21 protein-coding genes are annotated in these 18,936 nt (G+C 61.4%); 8 read left to right on the forward strand and 13 right to left on the reverse strand.

What is annotated here, in order from left to right; translation table 11 throughout:
- The 3 genes from JYP46_RS21495 to JYP46_RS21505 form a co-directional block, all read left to right on the forward strand.
- A partial coding sequence (locus JYP46_RS21495; protein WP_268968727.1) for a ferredoxin--NADP reductase domain-containing protein occupies nucleotides 1-770 on the forward strand: 770 nt, incomplete at its 5' end.
- The gene (locus tag JYP46_RS21500) at nucleotides 767-1,234 is read left to right on the forward strand and encodes a flavodoxin domain-containing protein (protein WP_206549297.1); all 468 of its coding nucleotides are present in this window, start codon (nucleotides 767-769) and stop codon (nucleotides 1,232-1,234) included. The genes JYP46_RS21495 and JYP46_RS21500, both read left to right, overlap by 4 nt.
- Nucleotides 1,234-1,833: a pentapeptide repeat-containing protein gene (locus JYP46_RS21505; RefSeq protein WP_206549298.1), complete on the forward strand. Its 600-nt coding sequence runs from the start codon at nucleotides 1,234-1,236 to the stop codon at nucleotides 1,831-1,833. The genes JYP46_RS21500 and JYP46_RS21505 overlap by 1 nt, the downstream gene beginning before the upstream one ends.
- Here JYP46_RS21505 and JYP46_RS22300 read toward each other — a convergent pair.
- The 8 genes from JYP46_RS22300 to JYP46_RS21545 form a co-directional block, all read right to left on the reverse strand.
- Nucleotides 1,824-2,642 (reverse strand): IclR family transcriptional regulator, encoded by an 819-nt coding sequence (locus JYP46_RS22300; protein ID WP_113156620.1) that lies wholly within the window; start codon nucleotides 2,640-2,642, stop codon nucleotides 1,824-1,826. The two genes, JYP46_RS21505 and JYP46_RS22300, sit on opposite strands and share 10 nt — an antisense overlap.
- Before the next feature lie 279 nt (nucleotides 2,643-2,921).
- On the reverse strand, nucleotides 2,922-4,670 hold the full coding sequence (locus JYP46_RS21515) for a SulP family inorganic anion transporter (protein ID WP_206549299.1): 1,749 nt from the start codon (nucleotides 4,668-4,670) through the stop codon (nucleotides 2,922-2,924).
- A gap of 75 nt (nucleotides 4,671-4,745) precedes the next feature.
- Nucleotides 4,746-5,108, reverse strand: a complete 363-nt coding sequence (locus tag JYP46_RS21520; RefSeq protein WP_206549300.1) for a protein tyrosine phosphatase family protein — start codon at nucleotides 5,106-5,108, stop codon at nucleotides 4,746-4,748.
- A 2-nt stretch (nucleotides 5,109-5,110) separates the two neighbouring features.
- A complete protein-coding gene (locus JYP46_RS21525) occupies nucleotides 5,111-5,554 on the reverse strand; it encodes a DUF6691 family protein (protein ID WP_206549301.1) in 444 nt (147 codons plus the stop codon).
- Nucleotides 5,554-5,982 carry a YeeE/YedE family protein gene (locus tag JYP46_RS21530; protein ID WP_206545075.1) on the reverse strand — a complete coding sequence of 143 codons (429 nt, stop codon included), beginning with the start codon at nucleotides 5,980-5,982 and terminating at the stop codon, nucleotides 5,554-5,556. The genes JYP46_RS21525 and JYP46_RS21530 overlap by 1 nt, the downstream gene beginning before the upstream one ends.
- A gap of 151 nt (nucleotides 5,983-6,133) precedes the next feature.
- On the reverse strand, nucleotides 6,134-7,018 hold the full coding sequence (locus tag JYP46_RS21535) for an MBL fold metallo-hydrolase (RefSeq protein WP_113156642.1): 885 nt from the start codon (nucleotides 7,016-7,018) through the stop codon (nucleotides 6,134-6,136).
- A 156-nt stretch (nucleotides 7,019-7,174) separates the two neighbouring features.
- Entirely contained in the window at nucleotides 7,175-7,495 is a 321-nt protein-coding gene (locus JYP46_RS21540) for an ArsR/SmtB family transcription factor (protein WP_222474338.1), read from the reverse strand.
- Between the two features lie 364 nt (nucleotides 7,496-7,859).
- Nucleotides 7,860-8,588 (reverse strand): DeoR/GlpR family DNA-binding transcription regulator, encoded by a 729-nt coding sequence (locus JYP46_RS21545; RefSeq protein ID WP_206549302.1) that lies wholly within the window; start codon nucleotides 8,586-8,588, stop codon nucleotides 7,860-7,862.
- A 75-nt stretch (nucleotides 8,589-8,663) separates the two neighbouring features.
- Here JYP46_RS21545 and JYP46_RS21550 point away from each other — a divergent pair, with 75 nt between their 5' ends.
- The 5 genes from JYP46_RS21550 to JYP46_RS21570 all read left to right on the forward strand — a co-directional run bounded on the left by JYP46_RS21550 (nucleotide 8,664) and on the right by JYP46_RS21570 (nucleotide 13,469).
- Nucleotides 8,664-9,293, forward strand: a complete 630-nt coding sequence (locus JYP46_RS21550; RefSeq protein WP_206549303.1) for a TIGR00725 family protein — start codon at nucleotides 8,664-8,666, stop codon at nucleotides 9,291-9,293.
- A gap of 61 nt (nucleotides 9,294-9,354) precedes the next feature.
- Nucleotides 9,355-10,425, forward strand: a complete 1,071-nt coding sequence (locus JYP46_RS21555) for an ABC transporter ATP-binding protein (protein WP_206549304.1) — start codon at nucleotides 9,355-9,357, stop codon at nucleotides 10,423-10,425.
- A complete protein-coding gene (locus JYP46_RS21560; RefSeq protein ID WP_206549305.1) occupies nucleotides 10,422-11,321 on the forward strand; it encodes a carbohydrate ABC transporter permease in 900 nt (299 codons plus the stop codon). The genes JYP46_RS21555 and JYP46_RS21560 overlap by 4 nt, the downstream gene beginning before the upstream one ends.
- Nucleotides 11,318-12,145, forward strand: coding sequence for a carbohydrate ABC transporter permease (locus tag JYP46_RS21565; RefSeq protein ID WP_113156648.1), 828 nt, complete (start codon nucleotides 11,318-11,320; stop codon nucleotides 12,143-12,145). Before JYP46_RS21560 ends, JYP46_RS21565 begins: the two co-directional genes overlap by 4 nt.
- 70 nt (nucleotides 12,146-12,215) lie before the next feature.
- The gene (locus tag JYP46_RS21570; protein WP_113156649.1) at nucleotides 12,216-13,469 is read left to right on the forward strand and encodes an ABC transporter substrate-binding protein; all 1,254 of its coding nucleotides are present in this window, start codon (nucleotides 12,216-12,218) and stop codon (nucleotides 13,467-13,469) included.
- Nucleotides 13,470-13,611: 142 nt separating this feature from the next.
- On the opposite strand, the gene arsH is transcribed toward JYP46_RS21570, so the two are convergent.
- The 5 genes from arsH to JYP46_RS21595 form a co-directional block, all read right to left on the reverse strand.
- Complete coding sequence (gene arsH / locus JYP46_RS21575; protein WP_206549306.1) at nucleotides 13,612-14,343, reverse strand: arsenical resistance protein ArsH; 732 nt, start codon at nucleotides 14,341-14,343, stop codon at nucleotides 13,612-13,614.
- Nucleotides 14,344-14,536: 193 nt separating this feature from the next.
- Nucleotides 14,537-15,988 carry an N-acyl-D-amino-acid deacylase family protein gene (locus JYP46_RS21580; RefSeq protein ID WP_206549307.1) on the reverse strand — a complete coding sequence of 484 codons (1,452 nt, stop codon included), beginning with the start codon at nucleotides 15,986-15,988 and terminating at the stop codon, nucleotides 14,537-14,539.
- A 30-nt stretch (nucleotides 15,989-16,018) separates the two neighbouring features.
- The gene (locus tag JYP46_RS21585) at nucleotides 16,019-16,552 is read right to left on the reverse strand and encodes a TRAP transporter small permease (RefSeq protein ID WP_222474339.1); all 534 of its coding nucleotides are present in this window, start codon (nucleotides 16,550-16,552) and stop codon (nucleotides 16,019-16,021) included.
- Nucleotides 16,553-16,567: 15 nt separating this feature from the next.
- On the reverse strand, nucleotides 16,568-17,551 hold the full coding sequence (locus tag JYP46_RS21590; protein WP_206549309.1) for a TRAP transporter substrate-binding protein: 984 nt from the start codon (nucleotides 17,549-17,551) through the stop codon (nucleotides 16,568-16,570).
- A 30-nt stretch (nucleotides 17,552-17,581) separates the two neighbouring features.
- Entirely contained in the window at nucleotides 17,582-18,865 is a 1,284-nt protein-coding gene (locus tag JYP46_RS21595) for a TRAP transporter large permease (RefSeq protein ID WP_113156654.1), read from the reverse strand.
- Nucleotides 18,866-18,936 lie beyond the last annotated feature (71 nt).

An 18,936-nucleotide genomic window follows, 5' to 3' on the forward strand; every position in this document is an offset into this window, starting at 1 on the left:
GCCGACGCTGCAAGCGGGAAACTCTGGTCGGGCTACGCCCTCCCGACGTTCCCCGCTTGCAGCGCAAAGTGGACTACTTTTGCGCCGCCCAATGGCCGACTTTTACTCCGCCGTTGACACCCGTAATGATCAAGGAACTGGCGAAGCTTGAAGGTGTGAGCATCCGCGTTGTTGATGCGGGTGTCGGCGACGACCCGGCTGCGGCGAAGAAGATCGCAGCGCTCGAAGCGATTGACGGTCATGGTTCCGGCGAGCGTCGCATCACTTTTCGTTTTGGCCTTACCCCGGTCGAGCTTTCCGGTGTCGACGGTCGTCTTCAGGAGGCCCGTTTCGAAGACAGGCAGGGCGAGCTCCTTGTCCTGCCATGCAGCGCCTTTATCACCGCGATTGGGTTCGCGGCGCAGGAAGGGCTGCCCCGCGATGCGATGATCGGCGGGGCTGTGGACCCGGAAGCCGGTGTCATCGATGCTGGCCTTTATGCAACGGGCTGGTTTCGCCGTGGCCCGCAAGGAACCATCCCTGACAACCGCGCTGATGCGCAGCGTCTGGCAGAGCGCATTCTAACTGACCTGCAGACAAATGACGGATCGGCGGTGAAGCCAGGCTGCAAAGCTTTCCCTGGGTGGGCCGATGCGGTCGATTATCAGGGCTGGAAACGCATCGACGCAGCCGAAATCGCCGCCGCCCCGCAGAACCGCTGCCGCGCCAAGATCGCTTCGCGGGACGCCATGCTGGCGCTCGCCTTTCAGAAAAAGGAGCCTCAACAATGAACATTATGCTTCTTTACGGCACCGAGACCGGCAATGCCGAAATGCTGGCCGAGGACATTGTGGGCGAGCTTTCAGGCGAGCACGATGTCGGTTGCTGCAATCTGTCGGATTTTTCGCCCGAAGCATTCGAGACCGGCCGGCTTTATCTGATTGTCTGTTCATCATATGGCGATGGCGAATTGCCGGCTTCGGCGCAGCCCTTTGCCGCCGCTTTGCAGGCATCCACACCGGATCTGGCAGGCGTCCATTTCGGCATTTTCGGTCTGGGTGACAGCGAATACGAAGAGACTTTCGGCTTCGGCAGCAAGGGGCTTGCGGAACTGTTGGCCTCACAGGGCGCGGTGCAGATCGGCGAGCGCATAACGCATGATGCGTCAGGCGGCGATATGGCTGAAGATCTGGCTTTCCCCTGGGCCGCGCAGATCGTGGCGCTGGCCGAGGAAAAAGTCAGCGAGACCGCGTGATGAAGGCGGCCGAGATACGGGCGCTGGTCTGCGCACCCTGGAGGCATGGAGATTGCGTAGACCTTTCCGGTGTCGTCTGCGAGGGCACCCTGGATCTAGCCGGGCTCGACCTTACGGGTGTGGACTTCACGGGCGCATCTTTTCCTGACGGTATCGATGCGACGGGCACCCGCTTTCTCGGCGTAAGCTGGTTCAGCAATGCGCGTTTTGGCGGAAAGACCCTTTTCGCACATGCGGTGTTCACCAATGATGCCCGCTTCGATCAGGCGATTTTTGCTGCTGAAGCATGTTTCGAAGGAGCGGAGTTCCGCGGCATCGCACGGTTTGACAGGGCGGACTTTGCAATGGGAGCGAATTTTCAGCGTGTCGCGTGCTACGGGAATTTTTCGCTGCACGGCGTGTGGGTGCGGGGAAAGGCGTCTTTCCAAAAGGCCGAGTGGCTGGGCGGATTGTGGTGCGAGGCCGCGCAATTGCCGGAAAACGCAGACTTCGCTGACACGCAGGTGCATGGTCGCCTTTGGCTGCGCAATGCGCTTGTGGGAAACAGGCGATTGCGGAGCGGCACCTTCCCGCTTTCCTACGGCTACACCTACAATTGATCGGCTGACCAGCCGCGATAACCCAGCGCTTCGGACATGGCGCGTGCGACGGCCTTGAGCTCCTGCTCGATTTTCCCGGCGTGGGGCCCGTCCTCGGCGAAGACGCTGGCGTGGCCGGTTACATTGATGGCGCCGACGGCGCGCGCTTGGTGGTCGTGGATGGCAACCGCAGCGGATCCGATCTCAGGTTCGAAGTTCGCGACGCTCCAGGCGATCCCGCGCGCGCGATCCGCCAGTAGCTGTTTTTCAAGCTCGGCAAGCGTCGTGCGCGTTTTGGTCGTGAAGGATTCCATTGCCTGACCGGCATAGAGCGAACGAAGCGATGCGATCGGCAGTTCCGCCAGAAGAATGCGGCCGATCGTTGTCGCATGGGCCTGCAATCTTGTGCCTTCGCGCACCGTGCTGGCGAGGTGGGAATTCGGCGTTTCGCGCGCCAGATACACGATCTCACGCCCCTCCAGAACGCCAAGATGTGCTGACAGGTTAAGCGAATCGACAAGCTGCTTGAGGAACGGTCGCGCCACCTGAAGGATGCTGCGTTCGTTCAGCGCTTCCGACGCCAGCGCGATCAGTCCGGTACCGAGGCGATAACCACCATCGTCGGCAATCGGTTCGATGATGCTTTCAGTCTCGAGCGTTGCAAGAAGGCGGATGAGCGTGGTGCGATTTATGTCGAGCGCTTTTGCGGCATTGCTGATGTTGCGGCACCGATTGCCCGCCGCGATATAACGAAGCAGTGCAATCGCCCTTGTGACGGGAGGAACGACGTAAAGTGGTTCTTTCGTTTCTGTTTTTTGCTCTTCCGCCACGAACGGCCCCGCTGAATTGCTCTTATTTGGCCGCGTTTATCATATTTGAACAGCATGCAGTAGATGGCTGTGCCGATAACTTGGCAAACAGCGGTTTCTGTCACACTTATGGTGCACAGCAGGGATCCATTCAGTATACAACGACTGCACAGCGTAACGACGGCTTTTGACGGGGCCGTGGAAAGTCGCGAAAGGGAAGACCTCTGGATCCCCGGTGCTTGCGAAGGAAGAGAAAATTCCTTGCCCCCGGAGCCGCTTTGCGGGCTCCGGGCGCGGGCGTCAGGCGTCGATGGTCGCTCTTTCCATTACAGGTTGACGGGGTTCCCTGAGCGCCGAAACCGCTTCGTGCTGGCTGAGGAAGACCCTGCCGTTGAGATGTTTCAGGAATTCAGTGTCCCCGAGGCGGTCCATGACCGGCCCTTTGACCTCCGACAGGTGAAAGCCGAGGTCGGCATCGGCGAGGCGACGGTTGATCTCTTCGAGGCTTTCCAGCGCCGATGCATCGATCGCGTTAACAGCCGAACACATCAGGATCACGTGCTTGAGGTCCGGCCGGGCGGCCACGTGCTTGGCGATCGTGTCTTCAAGGTAGCGCGAATTGGCAAAGTACAGGCTTTCATCGACGCGGATCGACAGGATTTCCGGGCTGGTGAGGACGGAATGCCGTTCGATGTTGCGGTAGTGCTCGGTGCCGGGCACCTGGCCGATGATGGCCGTGTGTGGCTTGCTGGTCCGGTAAAGGTGCAGCAGCAGCGACAGCAGGACACCGGCAACGATGCCGAGTTCGACGCCCCAGCCAAGCGTGACGAGGATGGTGGCGGCCATGGCTGCGAAGTCGGATCTGGAATAGGCGAAGACCCGGCGCACCGCTCCGAAATCCACCAGCGAGAGCACGGCAACGATGATCGTTGCGGCAAGCGTCGCCTGCGGCAGGCTGGCGAGCAGCGGGGTGAGGAACAAAGCTGCGAGCGCGATCCCGACAGCGGTGAAAACGCCTGCGGCAGGGGTCTGTGCGCCGGCGTCGAAATTGACCACGGAGCGCGCAAAGCCGCCGGTCACGGGATAGCCGGATGAAAGACCGGCAGCAATGTTGGCGGCACCCAGTCCGATCAGCTCCTGATCGGGATTGATGCGCTGCCGCCGCTTGGCCGCAAGGGTCTGCCCCACGGAAACGGATTCGACAAAGCCGACCACCGAAATGAGGAAGGCAGGTACGAGAAGCGTCGACAGGAGATCGAGCGAGAGAGCAGGTGCGCCGAAGGCTGGCAGGCCCTGCGGTATCGCGCCAACCAGCGCGACGCCGCGCGTACCCAGATCGAGGGCGGTAGCCAGTGCAACCGTTGCTGCAACCGCGAGGATCGGAGCTGCTTTCGCCACCATGTCTGCGGCGCGCGCAGGGATGCCCGCGGCGACCAGCAGGGGCTTTAGATATTTGCGGGCGAAATACAGGAAGGCCAGAACGCTGACGCCGATGGCGAGCGTGACCGGATTGATGGCGGTGAACTGACCGGACAGCGATCCGAGGATTTCTGGAAGCGTGCCGCCGCCACCCGATACGCCGAGGATGTGGCGAAGCTGTCCGGCAGCGATCAGCAGGCCCGATGCGGTGATGAAGCCCGATATCACCGGATGTGACAGGAAATTGGCGAGGAAGCCGAGCCTGAAAATGCCCATGATGATGAGCATGCCACCGGACAGCAGCGCCAGCGCGATTGCTGCGGTGAGATAGTCCAGCGTGCCCTGCGCTGCAATCTGCCCGACGGCCGAGGCGGTCATCAGCGAGACGACGGCGACGGGGCCGACAGCGAGTGTGCGGCTGGTGCCGAATATCGCATAGGCCACCAGAGGCAGGATCGAGGCGTAGAGGCCGACTTCTGCCGGCAGGCCGGCCAGCATGGCGTAGGCGAGTGATTGCGGGATCAGCATGATCGTGACGATGACCGCAGCCAGAAGGTCGCTGGTCAGCACCGTTCCGTCATAGTCCCTGATCCATTGGAGAAACGGAAAATATCGAGATGCTTTGGTCATGATCGGTCTGTCACGCGAATAAGGGGTGGACGCCATCGCGTCCGGCGCGATGGCGTGGGGTCGGTTACCGGCAGATCACTGCCTGATGGATGAGTAGAGCACGGCGGCCCGTGCGCCGGATCGGCAATATCCCAGAACCGGCCCGTCGAAGGCTTTCATAGCTTCCTTGAAGCGGTCGGCCTGTGCCGCCGACGGCGCTCCCGTGACCGGGACATGGACGGCTTTCATGCCGTGGTTCTCCGCCTCGCAGGCAATGACCGCGAATGCGGGCTGACCCGGCTCTTCATTGTCGGGCCGCGCGCAGAGAATGGCGACATAGCCTTCCTGCGCCAGTTGAGCGATGTCTTCGGGCCGAACCTGCCCGGCGGTCGCGAAACGTTCGTCGATCTTCCGGACGTTCGTTTTCCCGGATTTCCGGAAAAGACTAAAGGGCCACATTTTCAGACCGCCTTTCCGGCTGCGCGTGCGGCCATGGTGTGCCGGGCAATTCTGGCAAGCGCGATGCCGGCGACCATCGAGCCGACGAATACCCAGGCATCGGAATAGCCCAGCCCCAGCGCCGGGATTGCGCCGCCCGGGCAAAAGCCGGTGATGCCCCAGCCGATGCCGAACACAGCCGAGCCTGCGAGAAGCGGCAGATCGATATCCCGGCGCGTCGGCAGGTGGAACAGCCGGTCAAAGACCGGTGCTTTGCGCTTCAGGACAAATGTGTATCCGATGGCGGTAACCACGAGGGCGCCGCCCATGACGAAGGCGAGGGAAGGATCCCAGCTTCCGGCAATATCGAAGAAGTTCAGCACCTTTGCCGGATTTGCCATGCCGGAGAGTGCAATGCCGGCCCCGAAGATCAGGCCAATGACGAGAGCGGAGAAGATCCGGGTCATTAAAGACCTCCGATGACGTGACGGATGACAAAGACGGTGATGGCGGTCGACGCCATGAATGTGAGCGTTGCGACGATCGAGCGAGGCGAAACACGCGCCATGCCGCAGACACCATGGCCGGAGGTGCAGCCCGAACCGAAATAAGCGCCGGCACCCGCAATCAGCCCGCCGACGATGAGCCAGGGCGCAGGGGTGGGGCTTTCAAAGGGAATGGTGTAGCCCGTCAGGCCCACGATCAATGCCGGTGCGCCGATGGCTCCGACAATGAATGCCGCGCGCCAGCCCCAGTCGCTTGAAAGGGGTGGGATGAGAGCGGAGAGGATTCCGGTCATGCCGGCTATGCGGCCGTGGAAAGCCATCAGCAGCACTGCGGCAAGGCCGATCAGGCTGCCGCCCAGCAGCGAGAGCCACGGGGTGAATTCAGTCATTTATTCTAGGTCCTTGATGTCGACGGTTTGAGGAGTGCTCAGGCCGGGGGAAGTGGTGGGCGGTTCCAGGTGGTGTGCTTCTCCGGGAAGGCGGCCGTTCCGCCCCCTTTCCCTTTTGTCGCTGGGCTCCACCCAGAACTGCAATCCTCCATCAGTCGTCCCAGGCGGCACCTTCCAGCAGGTTCATCGGAATCTTGAGATAGCGCTGTCCGTTCTTCTCGGGTTCCGGCAGCCGTCCGGCATTGGTGTTGATCTGCAGGGCGTGCAGGATCAACTTCGGCATGGAAAGCGTCTTGTCGCGCGCGTCCCGTGCGGTGACGAACTCCGATTCAGTCTTGTAGACCGACATATGGATGTTCTTCGCCTTCTGCTCGGCCACGGTCGATTCCCACATGGGCTCTCGCCCGCCCGGCTGATAGTCGTGGCCGGTGAAGATGCGCGTTTCGTCGGGCAGGGCCAGAATATCCTGAATGGACTTCCAGAGTTCTGTCGCGCTGCCGCCGGGAAAGTCCGCGCGGGCCGTGCCGCCATCAGGCATGAACAGTGTGTCGTGAACAAAAGCGGCGTCACCGATCACATACGTGATCGAAGCGAGCGTATGGCCGGGTGAGAACATCACCTTTGCAGGGATGTTGCCGATCTTGAAGGTCTCGCCATCGGCGAAGAGCTTGTCCCACTGCGAGCCGTCTGCCGGGAAATCGGGCCAGTTGTAAAACCCCTTCCACAGCTTCTGGACCTCTGTCACCTTCTCACCGATTGCGGTCGGCGCTCCGGTTTTGTCCCTGAGATAGGCAGCGGCAGAAAAGTGGTCGGCGTGCGGATGCGTGTCGAGAATCCACTCGATCTCATAGCCCTTGCTGGCAATGAAGTTGAGAATGTTGTCGGCATGTGTGGTCGCTGTCGCTGCCGACTTCTCGTCATAGTCGAGAACAGGGTCGATGATGGCGCATTTGCCGGTTTCAGGATCGGCGACGACATACTGGATCGACCAGGTGCGCGGATCAAAAAAGCCGGTAACTTCGGGCTTGGCTGTCATGGAAACGTCCTCTTGTTCATTGTCATGATCGACAGGCGGCTGACAGTCGAATGATGCTGTCTGCGTTTCTGTGCGGATGTTGTCTTGTGGTTGATTTGTGCGCTGACGATGAGCGGCGCTGGTTGGGCTGGTTGGCACGCTTCAGGCGGCGGGTGATCAGGTGTCGGCTGAGCAGTAGTGATTGTAGAGCACGCCCACCACCTCACGCGCGATGTCGACCTCGATGTGGTACCAGATGGTCTGACCGTCGCGGCGGCCGGCAATGATGCCGTCCCGACGCAGCAGCGCCAGATGCTGCGAAACCGTGGAATCGCGAATGCCGAGGAACTCCGCGAGTTGCCCAACGGATTTCTCACCGTCGTTCAGGCTGCAAAGGATCAAAAGGCGGTGCGGGTTCGACAGCGCCTTCATCAGCTCGCTCGCCTGGTCTACGGCGGTGCGCATTTCATCCGGGTTGATGGCAGTTTTAATATTCATGAATTCGTATATACGTTAATGCGTATATATAGTCAATATCAATTCCGCTGCGGTCGTCGGGTCGGCGAGAAGTGAGCCGCTAAAGGGGCGTGCAATAGCGTTGCTTTGGCGTTTCAATGTGCGCCAAGGCCGGCTTTTGTTGAGGGGCGGCTGTTGATTTTTGGTGAAGCGGAGCCTGTCCCCGGTGCGTACAGGGCAGGATGGTTTGCGATAGGCCCATTCGCCCCAATGTGCGCAGGCGCGGTCTTCGGATAAGCATTTGCTGAGCGATGTCGCTCAGCAAATGCTGTGCCGCCAGATCAGTGGCTTGCCTGAGTGAGGTTGGGCGGTGTCTTGCGCCCGGTCGGGTTGGTTTGCAGCGCCTCTACGCCGGGGTCCCGTCAACCACTGCATCGAATTCCGAAATCTCGGCAAAGGCGGAGAGCGCCGTGCGGCCGAACTTGCTGGGTGCGGCGATCAGGAGCTTGCGGGAGGCTGCCTTCATGGCGGCCTTTTTGACTGCGATCTTCGACAGGTCGAAATCCATCACGCGCCCCTCGGTATCCACTGCGGAGCACCCGATCAGCGCGAAGTCGAAGCGCAGGGCTGCGAGAGAGAGCATGATTTCCTCTCCGACAAGCGAGCCGTCGCGCCCCTCGACCTTGCGGCCAAGGACATTGACGTCATGCTGCGCGGGGTCGAAGGCGAGGGCGACGCGCATTGAGTTGGTGAATACCCGAAAGCCGGGACGCTGGTTCAGGACGCTGGCTGTCATTTCGCTCGTCGTGCCAACATCGAAGAAAACGCTGGCTCCGTCAGGGAGAAGGGCGACGGCAGCCTCTGCGACGCGCAATTTGTCGTCCACCGCCATACTGCGCTTGTGCTGGTGATCCAGGCGCAGGGTTTCGGTGCTGCCGATGACACCTGCGCCGCCGTGAAAGCGCTGAAGCAATCCGGCTTCCGACAGCAGGATGATGTCGCGACGCACCGTCTGCGCCGACACGCCGAACTCTTCAGCCAATCCTTCGATCGTCACAAAGCCGGATGCTTCCGCGCGGGCCAGTATCTCGCTTTGTCGGGTGTTCAGTTGGGCTCGTTGAGCGTCATGCTTCATGTGCTTGTTCAGATGCTCGCTGTAATGTAAGAAAACTTACAATACTGAACATGCGCAAGAAAAGCGAGGCATAAAATGACACAACCGATCTATCGTCTGTCGGACGGGACCGTCTACAGCGTCAATGGCCGTCTGGATCCCTGGGACTGGTCCTGGAAGCCGGCAGCCGCGCCCGAGGGCGCGCGCGAGGCGACGGCGCGACAGGCCATTGCGCAGCTTGCAGCTACGGCAGCGCGCCGGATTCCCGTGGGCGTCATCGGTCCGCGCGAATGCGATGCGGAAAAGCTGGCGCTGGCCGAGCAGGTCGGGGCGGGTATAGGCGCGCTCGGCCTCACGATGATCTGCGGCGGGCGCACTGGCGTTATGGCCGCAGCAGCAAAGGGTTGCCGCGCTGCCGGAGGTCTTACGGTGGGTTTGTTGCCGGGCCATGACTGGCGCGAGGCCAATGATGATATCATGCTGCCCATTGCAACGGGCTTCAGCGAAGCCCGCAACATGATCATTGCCAAATCCTGTGCTGTTCTTGTTGCGGTCGGTGGCTCCTACGGGACCCTTAGCGAAATCGCCTACGGGCTGCATTTCTCGAAGCCGGTCATCGTCCTTGGAGATGCGCCTGATATCGAGGGGACAGAGCGCGCGAACGGCGCTGACGATGCAATCGAGCGTTTGTCGTCGCACCTCATTGCCAGTGCTATATTGTCATAAAGGTTACATATTGGCCTGATACGTGTAAACTATCTCACATTCGAGAGGGCGACATACACCCATGTCAGCAATACTTGAGTTGCGCGACGTCACGCGACGCTTTGGCGATAAGACCGTGCTGGACAAGGTATCGATCACGATTGCGCAGGGAAGCTTTACCGCGCTTCTCGGCGCTTCCGGATGCGGCAAATCCACCAGTCTGCGCATCATGGCCGGTCTCGACCGGCCGACATCCGGCGAGGTGCTTCTCGGCGGCTCCGATGTGAGCGGTCTGAGCGCCTATGAACGCAACGTCGCCATGGTGTTCCAGTCCTATGCGCTTTATCCGCATCTGACTGTCGCGCAGAACATCGCCCTGCCGCTCACCATGCGGCACCTTTCAGCACTGGGGCGCGTCCCGTTTCTCGGCTCTCTCGTGCCGGGAGCGGCAGAGGCGCGCCGGACCATTCTCTCGAAGGTTGGCGAAGCGGCTGAAAGTCTGGGGCTGGCAGAACTGCTGGACCGGAAACCCGGCCAGCTGTCGGGAGGGCAGAAGCAGCGTGTGGCCCTGGGGCGCGCGCTGGTGCGTGATCCTGCGCTGTTTCTTCTCGATGAGCCCTTGTCCAACCTCGATGCGCGGCTGCGCATTCGCATGCGTTCCGAGATCAGCGCGCTGCATCGCAGAACCGGCAAGGCGTTCGTCTATGTGACGCATGACCAGACCGAAGCGATGGCCATGGCCGACCAGATCGTCGTGATGATCGGCGGCGATGTCGCACAGGCGGGCGCGCCTCGGGAGCTCTATGAGCGCCCGGCAAATCGAGACGTCGCGGCCTTCATCGGACATAACGCCATCAACTTCCTTGAGCCGGGCGACGGGATCGATGTCGACGGGGCCATCGTCGGCCTGCGGCCCGAAGATCTTGCGCCCGCCGCGACCGGCGCACTGACCGGGCGGCTGGAATCTGCCGAATATCTGGGCTCGGAAATCGTTCTCAGCCTGCGCAGCGCGAAAGGCACAGAGATCCGGGCGATAGCGCCTGCCGATTTCGACGTGCCCGCACCCGGCAGCGAAGTCCGCCTCGGGTACGCGCCGCACAAACTGCATCTGTTTGACGCTGCAACGGGCGTTCGGCGGAGGACAACCCCATGAGGCTGTCAATCGAACGGCGTCAGGCGCTGACCGATCTGTGGCTCGTCGGGCCGGCGACCCTTGCGCTGTTTCTCTTCATCTTCCTGCCAGTTGCCATTGTCGCGGTCCTGTCCTTCACCGACTACCAGTTCGGCGCTGCGAGCTTCAACTGGAGCGGCCTGGACAATTACATCAAGCTCTTTTCCTCCAGCATCGGAAGGCGCGCAGTCACCAACACGCTGATCTATGTGGCGATCGTGATCCCGTTCTCGGTCGGCTTCGGCCTGCTTGTCGCGGCCGGGCTGCATCAGATGTCGAACTGGGCTCCGCGTCTCTCCAACGTGTTGAAGACGGTTTACTTCCTGCCGGTGGCGGCAACACTGGTCGCCATGTCCGTCGCCTGGCAGATGGTTCTGCACCCCTCACTCGGGATTGTGAACCAGACGCTGTTCTCGATGGGGCTGCCGACGCCAAACTGGCTCAGCGACCGCGGGCTGGTGCTTTACACACTCTCCATGATCGGCATCTGGCAGAGTGTCGGCTACAACATGGTGCTTTTTCTGGCCGGCCTCGCGGCAATCCCGTCAGAACTCTATGACGCCGCCGAAGTTGACGGCGCGGGGAGCGGGTGGTCGCGTTTCTGGACCGTCACATGGCCGATGCTCGGACCGACGACACTGTTCGTGATGGTCGTGACCGCGACCAATGCGTTCCGCGTGTTTGAAACCGTGGCCACGATGACCAAGGGCGGTCCCGCATTCGCATCGGACACGCTTGTCTATGCGCTTTACCGGGAAGGTTTCGTCTACTTCAAGGCCGGCTACGCCAGCGCCATCACGATGGTGTTTTTCGCCTTCCTGCTCGCGCTCGCCCTCATCCAGTTCCGTTTTGTCGAAAAGCGGGTGCATTACCGATGAACCATCCGATCCGCAGCCGCGTGCTACCTCTCGTTCTCCTGCTGACGGGTGCAGCCGTCATTCTGCTGCCCTTCGTGTGGATGCTGTCACTGGCGTTCAAACCGCGCGACGAGATCTTCACGACGACAATCGAGTTCCTGCCGTCGCAGATCGAATGGAGCAATTTCACCTTTGCGCTCACCGAAACGGACATTCCCCTGTTTCTGTGGAACGGGCTTGTGATGGTGACGGGCATCCTTTTCTTCCAGATCCTGTTCGCCGTTCCGTGCGCCTATGCGCTTGCCCAGCGCAGATTTGCCGGGCGCGGCCTGCTTTTCGGTCTGGTCGTCGCCGCCCTTCTGGTGCCATTCCATGTGACGGCGATCCCGATTTTTCTGGGCTTTGCCCAAATCGGCATTCTGAACACGATGTGGGCGCTGATCCTGCCGTTCATTCAGACCGCATTCGGCATTTTCCTCTTCCGGCAGTTTTTCGCGCAATTGCCGGCGGATCTGTTTGATGCAGCCCGCGTGGACGGGATGAGCGAGACCGCCATTGTCTGGCGCATCGCTTTCCCCCTGGCCCTGCCGGCCGCGACGGCATTCGCGATCTTCTCGGTCACCGCGCACTGGAACGACCTGTTCTGGCCGCTGATCGCGACGACGGACCCGAATCTGGCCACGCCGCCGCGCGGCATCCTTTATTTTCGCGATCAGGAATCCGGCGACAATGTCGGCCCGCTGATGGCTGCCGCCGTTATCGTCACCGCACCGCTCGTGATCGCTTTCCTATTGGCTCAACGCAAATTCATTCAGGGCATTGCCGCTGGAGGACTGAAGGGTTGAGCCGAGCAATTCCAGAATGTGCCCGGATCCAACCGCGCCGACGACTTCCATCAATCAGGAGTGAAACGACATGAGAAAGACACTACTCGCATCAGTCTTTGCCATAGCCGGCGTGACCGGCGTGCACGCGCAGGAAACCGAGATCCGCGTTCACTACGCGATCCCCACGATCTGGGCCGACACCCAGAAGACGCTGGCCGATGCATTCATGGAGAAGCATCCGGACGTCAAAATCACGCTCGACGGCGCCGCCGAGGGTTACGAAGACGGTGTTCAGCGTCTGCTTCGTGAATCGGTTGCCGGCACAGGCCCGGATGTCGCCTATGTCGGGCTCAACCTCTGGCGCGTTCTGGAAGACCGTGGTCTGGCCCAGCCGCTTGACGGGTTCCTCGGAGACGAGCCGCTCGCGCAGGGCTATACGCCGGCGCTTCTGTCCCTCGGCCGTTTCCAGGATACGCAGTATGCGCTGGCCACCTCGGCCTCGACCCTGGTCATGTATGTGAACCCGGTGCTTGTCGAGAAAGCCGGCGGCTCGATGGAGGAATTCCCGGATACGTTCGATGGCGTGATCGAACTGGCCGCCAAGATCAATGCGCTCGACGGTGCAACGGATGGCGTATGGATCGGTCGGCATGACTGGCGTTTCCAGTCGCTGCTTGGTTCCCATGGGGGTCGTCCGATGAACGAGGACGAAAGCGACATCACCTTCGACGGCCCGGAAGGGATCACGGCAGCGGGGCTTTATCAGCGCTTTGCCGATGAAGCGGGCATGAAGTCCTATTCCGAGAACGACGCCCGTCAGGCTTTCCCTGCCGGAACGCTTGGCATCATGTTCGAAAGCTCCTCACTGCAGACGCGCTTTACGGAAGGCGCTGGCGACAAGTTCGACCTGACGGTCAAGCCGCTGCCGGTTGCTGCTGAAGACAAGTCCAAGGTCTACTTCCCGACCGGCGGCTCGGCCATTGTCATGCTGACCGATGACGAAGCCAAGCAACAGGCTGCCTGGGACTACATGGCCTTCGTGACCGGCCCCGAGGGCCAGAAGATTATCGTGGAGAACACCGGTTACGCACCGGCCAACGCCAAGGTGATCGAGGACGAAGCCTATCTGGGCGAGTTTTACGCAAGCAACCCCAATGCCCGCGTGGCGCATACCCAGGTCGCAAACTATGCCGGCCCCTGGTACGCGTATCCGGGTGCGGAAGGCGTGGCGGCGACTGATCTGATCGCAGCGTCGCTGGTCGAAGTGACCGAAGGTGCAGACGCTGAAGCAACGACCAAGGATCTCGCCGAGACACTGCGCGACCTCCTTGGCATGAACTAGCCCAAGCTCAATGCCGGCGGGCGGTTTTCTCTACCGCCCGCCGGCGTTTTCTGGCCCCGTGGAGGCGGGCTGTCTTTTGCTTTTTCGCAATCATGCGGTTGTCAGACGCTTCCATCTGACAGCAAGTTGAACAGAGCGGGCTTCACAGCGAGCGCTGATTGACCCGTTTCGACACTTCCTCCGCGCTCTCAACGCGTTCGGAATAGCGGTCAGTCAGGTATTCCGTGCGGTCGCGCAGGAGCAGCGTGAACTTCATCAGTTCTTCCATCACATCGACGATGCGATTGTAGTAAGGCGAGGGTTTCATCCGGCCCTCGGCATCGAATTCGTTAAACGCCTTGGCCACAGACGACTGGTTGGGGATGGTAACCATCCGCATCCAGCGACCGAGCACACGCAGCTGGTTCACCGCGTTGAAGCTCTGTGATCCGCCGCAGACCTGCATCACGGCAAGGGTCCGGCCCTGTGTCGGCCTTACGCCACCGAGTGACAGCGGCAGCCAGTCGATCTGCGCCTTCATGATCCCGGTCATTGAGCCATGGCGTTCGGGCGAGCACCAGACTTGTCCCTCCGACCACATCGACAGATCGCGCAGTTCCTTGACCTTTGGATGGTCCGCTGATGTCGCGTCGGGCAATGGCAGGCCCGAAGGATCAAAGATGCGAACCTCCGCTCCCAGCTTGCGCAGGATCCGTGCAGCTTCTTCCGTGGCCAGTCTTGAATAGGAGCGTTCGCGCAGCGAGCCATAAAGCATGAGAATGCGTGGCGGATGCGTCGAAAGGGGCGGCTGGAACAGGGCTTCCGGATCGATCGTCCGAAACTGTTCCTCGTCGAGGTTGGGGAGGTTGTCTATGGGCTGGCTTGGAAGGGTCATTGGCATTCTCACGGGCGCGCAAAGCAGCATTGCCCTTTATTTCGATGATTATCGAAATATGCGTAACGTCGTGCGAATGCGCAGTCAAGGCCATATGCGGCCAACGAGTCGGCAGGTCCACCATGCCTCCGTTGGCTGAACGGAAGCGTTTGGCCCGTCCAAGCTCCTGAGGGACGGGCCGGTATTTCTGTCGTCAGACCACCATGCACGGGGCGGTCTGTTCGAGCGGGCGGCCGGGGCGGGCGCCGGTTTTCTCGCCATCGACCCAGACTTCGCGTCCGTTGACGAACACCCGGTCAATGCCCACCGCCGGGCGGATTGGCGTCTCGAAGGTTGCGCCCTCGGCGATGGTCTCGGGATCGAAGATGACGAGATCTGCAAAGCCGCCAACGGCGATGCGACCGCGACCGCCAAGCCCGAAGCGGTCTGCTGGCATGGAGGTCATGCGGCGCACGGCTTCTTCCAGTGAGAACAGCGACAGGTCGCGGACATAGTGACCCAGCACGCGCGGGAATGTGCCCCAGACGCGCGGGTGGGGGTGCTTGCCGCTGGGGATGCCGTCCGAACAGATGATCGTGTGTTCGTAAGACAGGATGCGCTGAACATCGTCTTCGCTCATGATGAAGAAAATGCCGGTCGCGGGCAGAAGCTTCTGCAGCGCGGTGTCGATGTCGGTGCCCCATTCCCCGGCGATGTCGGACAGGTCGCGGCCAGCCATCTGCGGATAGGGCTCGCTTTCAGCCACGATCACGCGGGTCGCCTGCCTGTGCCTGCCGGAATCGAGGATGGTGGATGACGCAATCCACGGTGTGGTGTCGAGGCCCACATCCTGCTTCTGCATGGCATCGTCGATCATTTTCAGCGTGGTGACCGACATGCCGTGGTTGGCGAGCCCGGCGCATTTGTGATGGGAGACATGCACGCCGCAGCAGGATTCACGCCCCACGGTGAAGGTCTCTTCAAGCCCCTGAACGACGCGGTCGCCCTCGTCGCGCATGTGGGTGACATAGAGCTTGCCGTGCGCCTGCGTGATCTTCGCCACCTCGATCAGCTCTTCAGTGGTGGAGGCGCGTGCGGGAGGGTAGAAAGGGCCGGTGGAAAGCCCGATTGCGCCTTCGCCCAGCGCACGGTCGAGCTTGCGGCACATTTCTTTCAGCTGCGCTGCATCGGCGGCTTTGTTGAGGTCGGGCAGTTCGTTCACGCGCAGCGTGGAGTGCCCGATCAGGCAGGCTGCATTGACCGCTGCCGGTTCCGCGAGAAGCCGGTCGCGATAGGCGGCGTAGGTTTCAAAGCGCAGCGCTTCATCCTCGATGATCATGCGCAGAGGGGCGGGGATCTCGCCTTTCGGCACGAGCGGCGCGATGGAGAAACCGCAATTGCCGTTGATGACGGAGGTGACGCCCTGCGATGTCATGAACTCCATGTCGGGCTGGGTGAGCATCGCGGCATCATGGTGCACATGCGGGTCGATGAAGCCGGGCGCTACGACGCGGCCGTTCGCTTCGATCTCGCGTCCGGCGGTCCAGTGTTTCAGGTCGCCGGTGGCGACAATGCGGTCGTCGGACACGGCCACATCACCCTTGCGACGGGGGGCGCCTGTACCGTCGATGATGTCTGCGCCGCGGATGATGAGATCAGCGTGCATGGGAAGGCTCCTGTATTGTTGTGTCGAAGGTCAGGTGGCGTCGCTGTCCGCAGGCGGCACGCCGTCATCGCCACACCATCGGGCGGCGAGATGAACGAGAATGAAGACGATCATGATTGGAACGGCCACGGCCACCCAGAAGGTGCTGAAGGGCAGTGCGTCGGCCATGGTGCGGCTGTGGCGCAGCAGAAAACCGCGCGCCGGGTTCATGTTGGGACCATAGAAAACGTACCAGAGGATCGGCAGAAGATAGATCAGAACCACGGCCGACCGCATCAGCGCGGCGGCAAGCCCGAGAAGGGCGCTGCGTGAACCTTCGCCGGTGAAGAGCGCCGGATCAAACCGGCGCTTGAATGATATCGTGGCGCCCATGAGGCCGGCCCAGATCATCGCGTATCGGGCCAGCTCCTCTGTATAGGCCGGCGGCTGGTTGAAGACATAGCGCGCCAGGACCTGCAGCATGACGGCCCCCACGAGGATCACCAGCGCCACGCCGGCCATCACTGTGGCCAGACGATCGAGTCCGTTGCTGAAGCGGATGACGGATTTGGCGATGTGTTTCATGGGGGCGGCCATTGCTTAGTCTGCGACGGAGTCGCGGGCTTTGGTCCAGATGCTCAGCTGGTCGTCTGGCAGAGACGTCGCCCAGGTGGCGCGGGCCAGCTCGGCCATCTTTCCGCGTTCGCCTTCGGCAAGCTCGGTGATGGTCACGCCAGCGGCTTCATGCTTTGCGCGCACTTCGCTGGCCCAGTTGTTGACCCAGTCCCTGTTCGCTTTCTTGCCGGCTGCGAGGGCAGCGTCGATCTGGTCCTTTTCCTCATCACCCAGCGACGTGTACCAGTCTTCCGAAATCAGAACGATGCGCGAGGACGGCGTGATGTCGGCGGGCGTGAAGTGCTTCAGAAACTCGGTGTGGCCGGTGCGGATGGCCGAGTTCGGCGGGTTGAAATAGCCATCGGCAACGCCGGTCTGGATGGCGTTTGCCACTTCCGACCAGGAGACGATCGTGCCAGTTGCGCCCAGCGCTTCCTGCAGTGCAATCTGCTCGCTGTTGAGCGCGCGGAAGCGCAGGTCGGACATGTCCTCGACCTTGGCGATCGGCTTCTTGGAATTGTGAATGCCGATGTCCATGCCGATGTAATTGACGTCCACGAAACGCACGCCATTGTCGAGAAGCGGACCGTTCATCTGCTCAAGCATGTCCGTTTCCGAAAGCACGGCGTCGATCTGTTCGCGGTTCTCGAAGAAGAACGGGAGCTGGACGCCCTTCATCAGCGGTGACATGCCGAAACCGGTGGAAAGGGCGGCGAGATTGACCTCCAGAAGTCCCTGGGCAACCTGGTCGAAACGCTCTTTTTCCGAGCCCAGCGTGCCGGACGGGAAAATGGAGACCTCGAATTCGGTACCCTTGAGCGCATCGGCAAAGCCGTGGGCGAAGGCTGCTTCCGGGTTGGTCGCCGTATCGTCGGCGCCGTTCATGGCGATCTTGATGTCAGCGGCCTGTGCAGCGGCGGTCATGAGCGCAAGCGCCGAGATGGCGAGGGCTTTGGGTAAAAACTTCATTTTTTCTCCTCCGTTTTGTTTCGTTTTCCGTCAGGCGAGCCCCAACAGGCGTGGAATGGCCAGAGAAATCTCCGGGAAATAGGTGAGCACCAGCAGCAGCGCGACTTCGGCCAGAAAGAAGGGCAGGGTGGCGCGTATCAGCCGCCAGTAATTCATGCGCACCGTGGTCGCGAGGATCAGCAGAACCCCTCCGAGCGGCGGCGAAAGAAGGCCGGTGGTGATGTTGAAGCAGATCACGATGCCCAGATGCACGGGGTCGACGCCCATGGCGATTGCGACAGGTGCGAAGATCGGCGCGAACAGCGCCACGGCGGCCTTCACATCCATCGCCATGCCGGCCACCAGAAAGATCAGGTTGATCAGCATCAGATATTGCAGCGGGCTGAGGTTCCAGTCTTCCACCGTCGCCTTGATGGCCTGCGGCCATTGCAGAAGCGCGGCGATGTAGGAAAAGGTCGAGATCGCGCACAGGATGATGAACAGCCCGCCAAGCATCACCGCCGTGCGTTGCAGGCTTGCGCCCACCTGGCTCCAGGTGAGATTGCCATGGGTGAAACCGACCACCAGAGCCGCAATCACGGCCACCGCTGCCGCTTCAGCCGGCGTCATGAAGCCGAACAGCGTGCCGCCGAGAATGATCACCGGGAGGGTCATGGCGGGCAGGGCCCTCAGGAGCGAGGGGAAGAATGCAGGCACGTCCTCGCCCGGGCCGCCGGGGTGGTTGTCGCGATGGGCGTAATAGGCGTTGATCGCCATCAGAACGCCGGCCAGCAGCAGGCCGGGCAGAATGCCGGCGGCGAAAAGCGCAGTGACGTTCGTCTCCATCAGCGCGCCATAGAAGATCAGGATGGACGACGGCGGGATGATCGGGCCGATGATCGACGATGCGCCGGTGATGGCCGCGGCGTAGTCGAGCGAATAGCCGCGCCGGCGCATCTCGGGCACCAGCGAGTTGCCAAGTGCGGCGGCGTCGGAGACCGCCGAGCCGGATACGCCGGCAAAGAACACCGAAGTCATCACGTTGACATGGCCCAGGCCGCCCTTGAGGCGTCCGAGGAAGGACATGCAGAAATCGATCAGCGCGGTTGCCAGACCGCCACGGTTCATCAAATCGCCCGCGAAGATAAACAGCGGCATGGCCAGAAAGGCGAACACATCGAGCTGGCTGAAAAGCCGCTGGGGCAGGACCGCCATATACATCTGACGGTCGGCCGCAATGAAGGTCAGGATCGCGGAAGCGCCAATGACATAGGCAATGGCGGCGCCGGCCATGAGGCCGAAAACGGTGAATGCGATGATAAGCGGCGCCTGCATGGCTCTTGGGTTCCCCTCCCCGATGGCTCACACAAATCTGGCGAAAGCGCTTGCGTTAGAAAATAGAAAAG

Origin of the sequence: Nitratireductor aquimarinus (assembly GCF_017255295.1) — a bacterium.
GTDB lineage: Bacteria > Pseudomonadota > Alphaproteobacteria > Rhizobiales > Rhizobiaceae > Nitratireductor > Nitratireductor aquimarinus.

Coding starts and splice junctions, on each gene's coding strand:
- JYP46_RS21500 (WP_206549297.1), top strand. CDS start 767: ATGAACATTATGCTTCTTTACGGCACCGAGACCGGCAATGCCGAAATG.
- JYP46_RS21505 (WP_206549298.1), top strand. CDS start 1,234: ATGAAGGCGGCCGAGATACGGGCGCTGGTCTGCGCACCCTGGAGGCAT.
- JYP46_RS21515 (WP_206549299.1), bottom strand. CDS start 4,670: ATGACCAAAGCATCTCGATATTTTCCGTTTCTCCAATGGATCAGGGAC.
- JYP46_RS21520 (WP_206549300.1), bottom strand. CDS start 5,108: ATGTGGCCCTTTAGTCTTTTCCGGAAATCCGGGAAAACGAACGTCCGG.
- JYP46_RS21525 (WP_206549301.1), bottom strand. CDS start 5,554: ATGACCCGGATCTTCTCCGCTCTCGTCATTGGCCTGATCTTCGGGGCC.
- JYP46_RS21530 (WP_206545075.1), bottom strand. CDS start 5,982: ATGACTGAATTCACCCCGTGGCTCTCGCTGCTGGGCGGCAGCCTGATC.
- JYP46_RS21535 (WP_113156642.1), bottom strand. CDS start 7,018: ATGACAGCCAAGCCCGAAGTTACCGGCTTTTTTGATCCGCGCACCTGG.
- JYP46_RS21540 (WP_222474338.1), bottom strand. CDS start 7,495: ATGAATATTAAAACTGCCATCAACCCGGATGAAATGCGCACCGCCGTA.
- JYP46_RS21545 (WP_206549302.1), bottom strand. CDS start 8,588: ATGAAGCATGACGCTCAACGAGCCCAACTGAACACCCGACAAAGCGAG.
- JYP46_RS21550 (WP_206549303.1), top strand. CDS start 8,664: ATGACACAACCGATCTATCGTCTGTCGGACGGGACCGTCTACAGCGTC.
- JYP46_RS21555 (WP_206549304.1), top strand. CDS start 9,355: ATGTCAGCAATACTTGAGTTGCGCGACGTCACGCGACGCTTTGGCGAT.
- JYP46_RS21560 (WP_206549305.1), top strand. CDS start 10,422: ATGAGGCTGTCAATCGAACGGCGTCAGGCGCTGACCGATCTGTGGCTC.
- JYP46_RS21565 (WP_113156648.1), top strand. CDS start 11,318: ATGAACCATCCGATCCGCAGCCGCGTGCTACCTCTCGTTCTCCTGCTG.
- JYP46_RS21570 (WP_113156649.1), top strand. CDS start 12,216: ATGAGAAAGACACTACTCGCATCAGTCTTTGCCATAGCCGGCGTGACC.
- arsH (WP_206549306.1), bottom strand. CDS start 14,343: ATGACCCTTCCAAGCCAGCCCATAGACAACCTCCCCAACCTCGACGAG.
- JYP46_RS21580 (WP_206549307.1), bottom strand. CDS start 15,988: ATGCACGCTGATCTCATCATCCGCGGCGCAGACATCATCGACGGTACA.
- JYP46_RS21585 (WP_222474339.1), bottom strand. CDS start 16,552: ATGAAACACATCGCCAAATCCGTCATCCGCTTCAGCAACGGACTCGAT.
- JYP46_RS21590 (WP_206549309.1), bottom strand. CDS start 17,551: ATGAAGTTTTTACCCAAAGCCCTCGCCATCTCGGCGCTTGCGCTCATG.
- JYP46_RS21595 (WP_113156654.1), bottom strand. CDS start 18,865: ATGCAGGCGCCGCTTATCATCGCATTCACCGTTTTCGGCCTCATGGCC.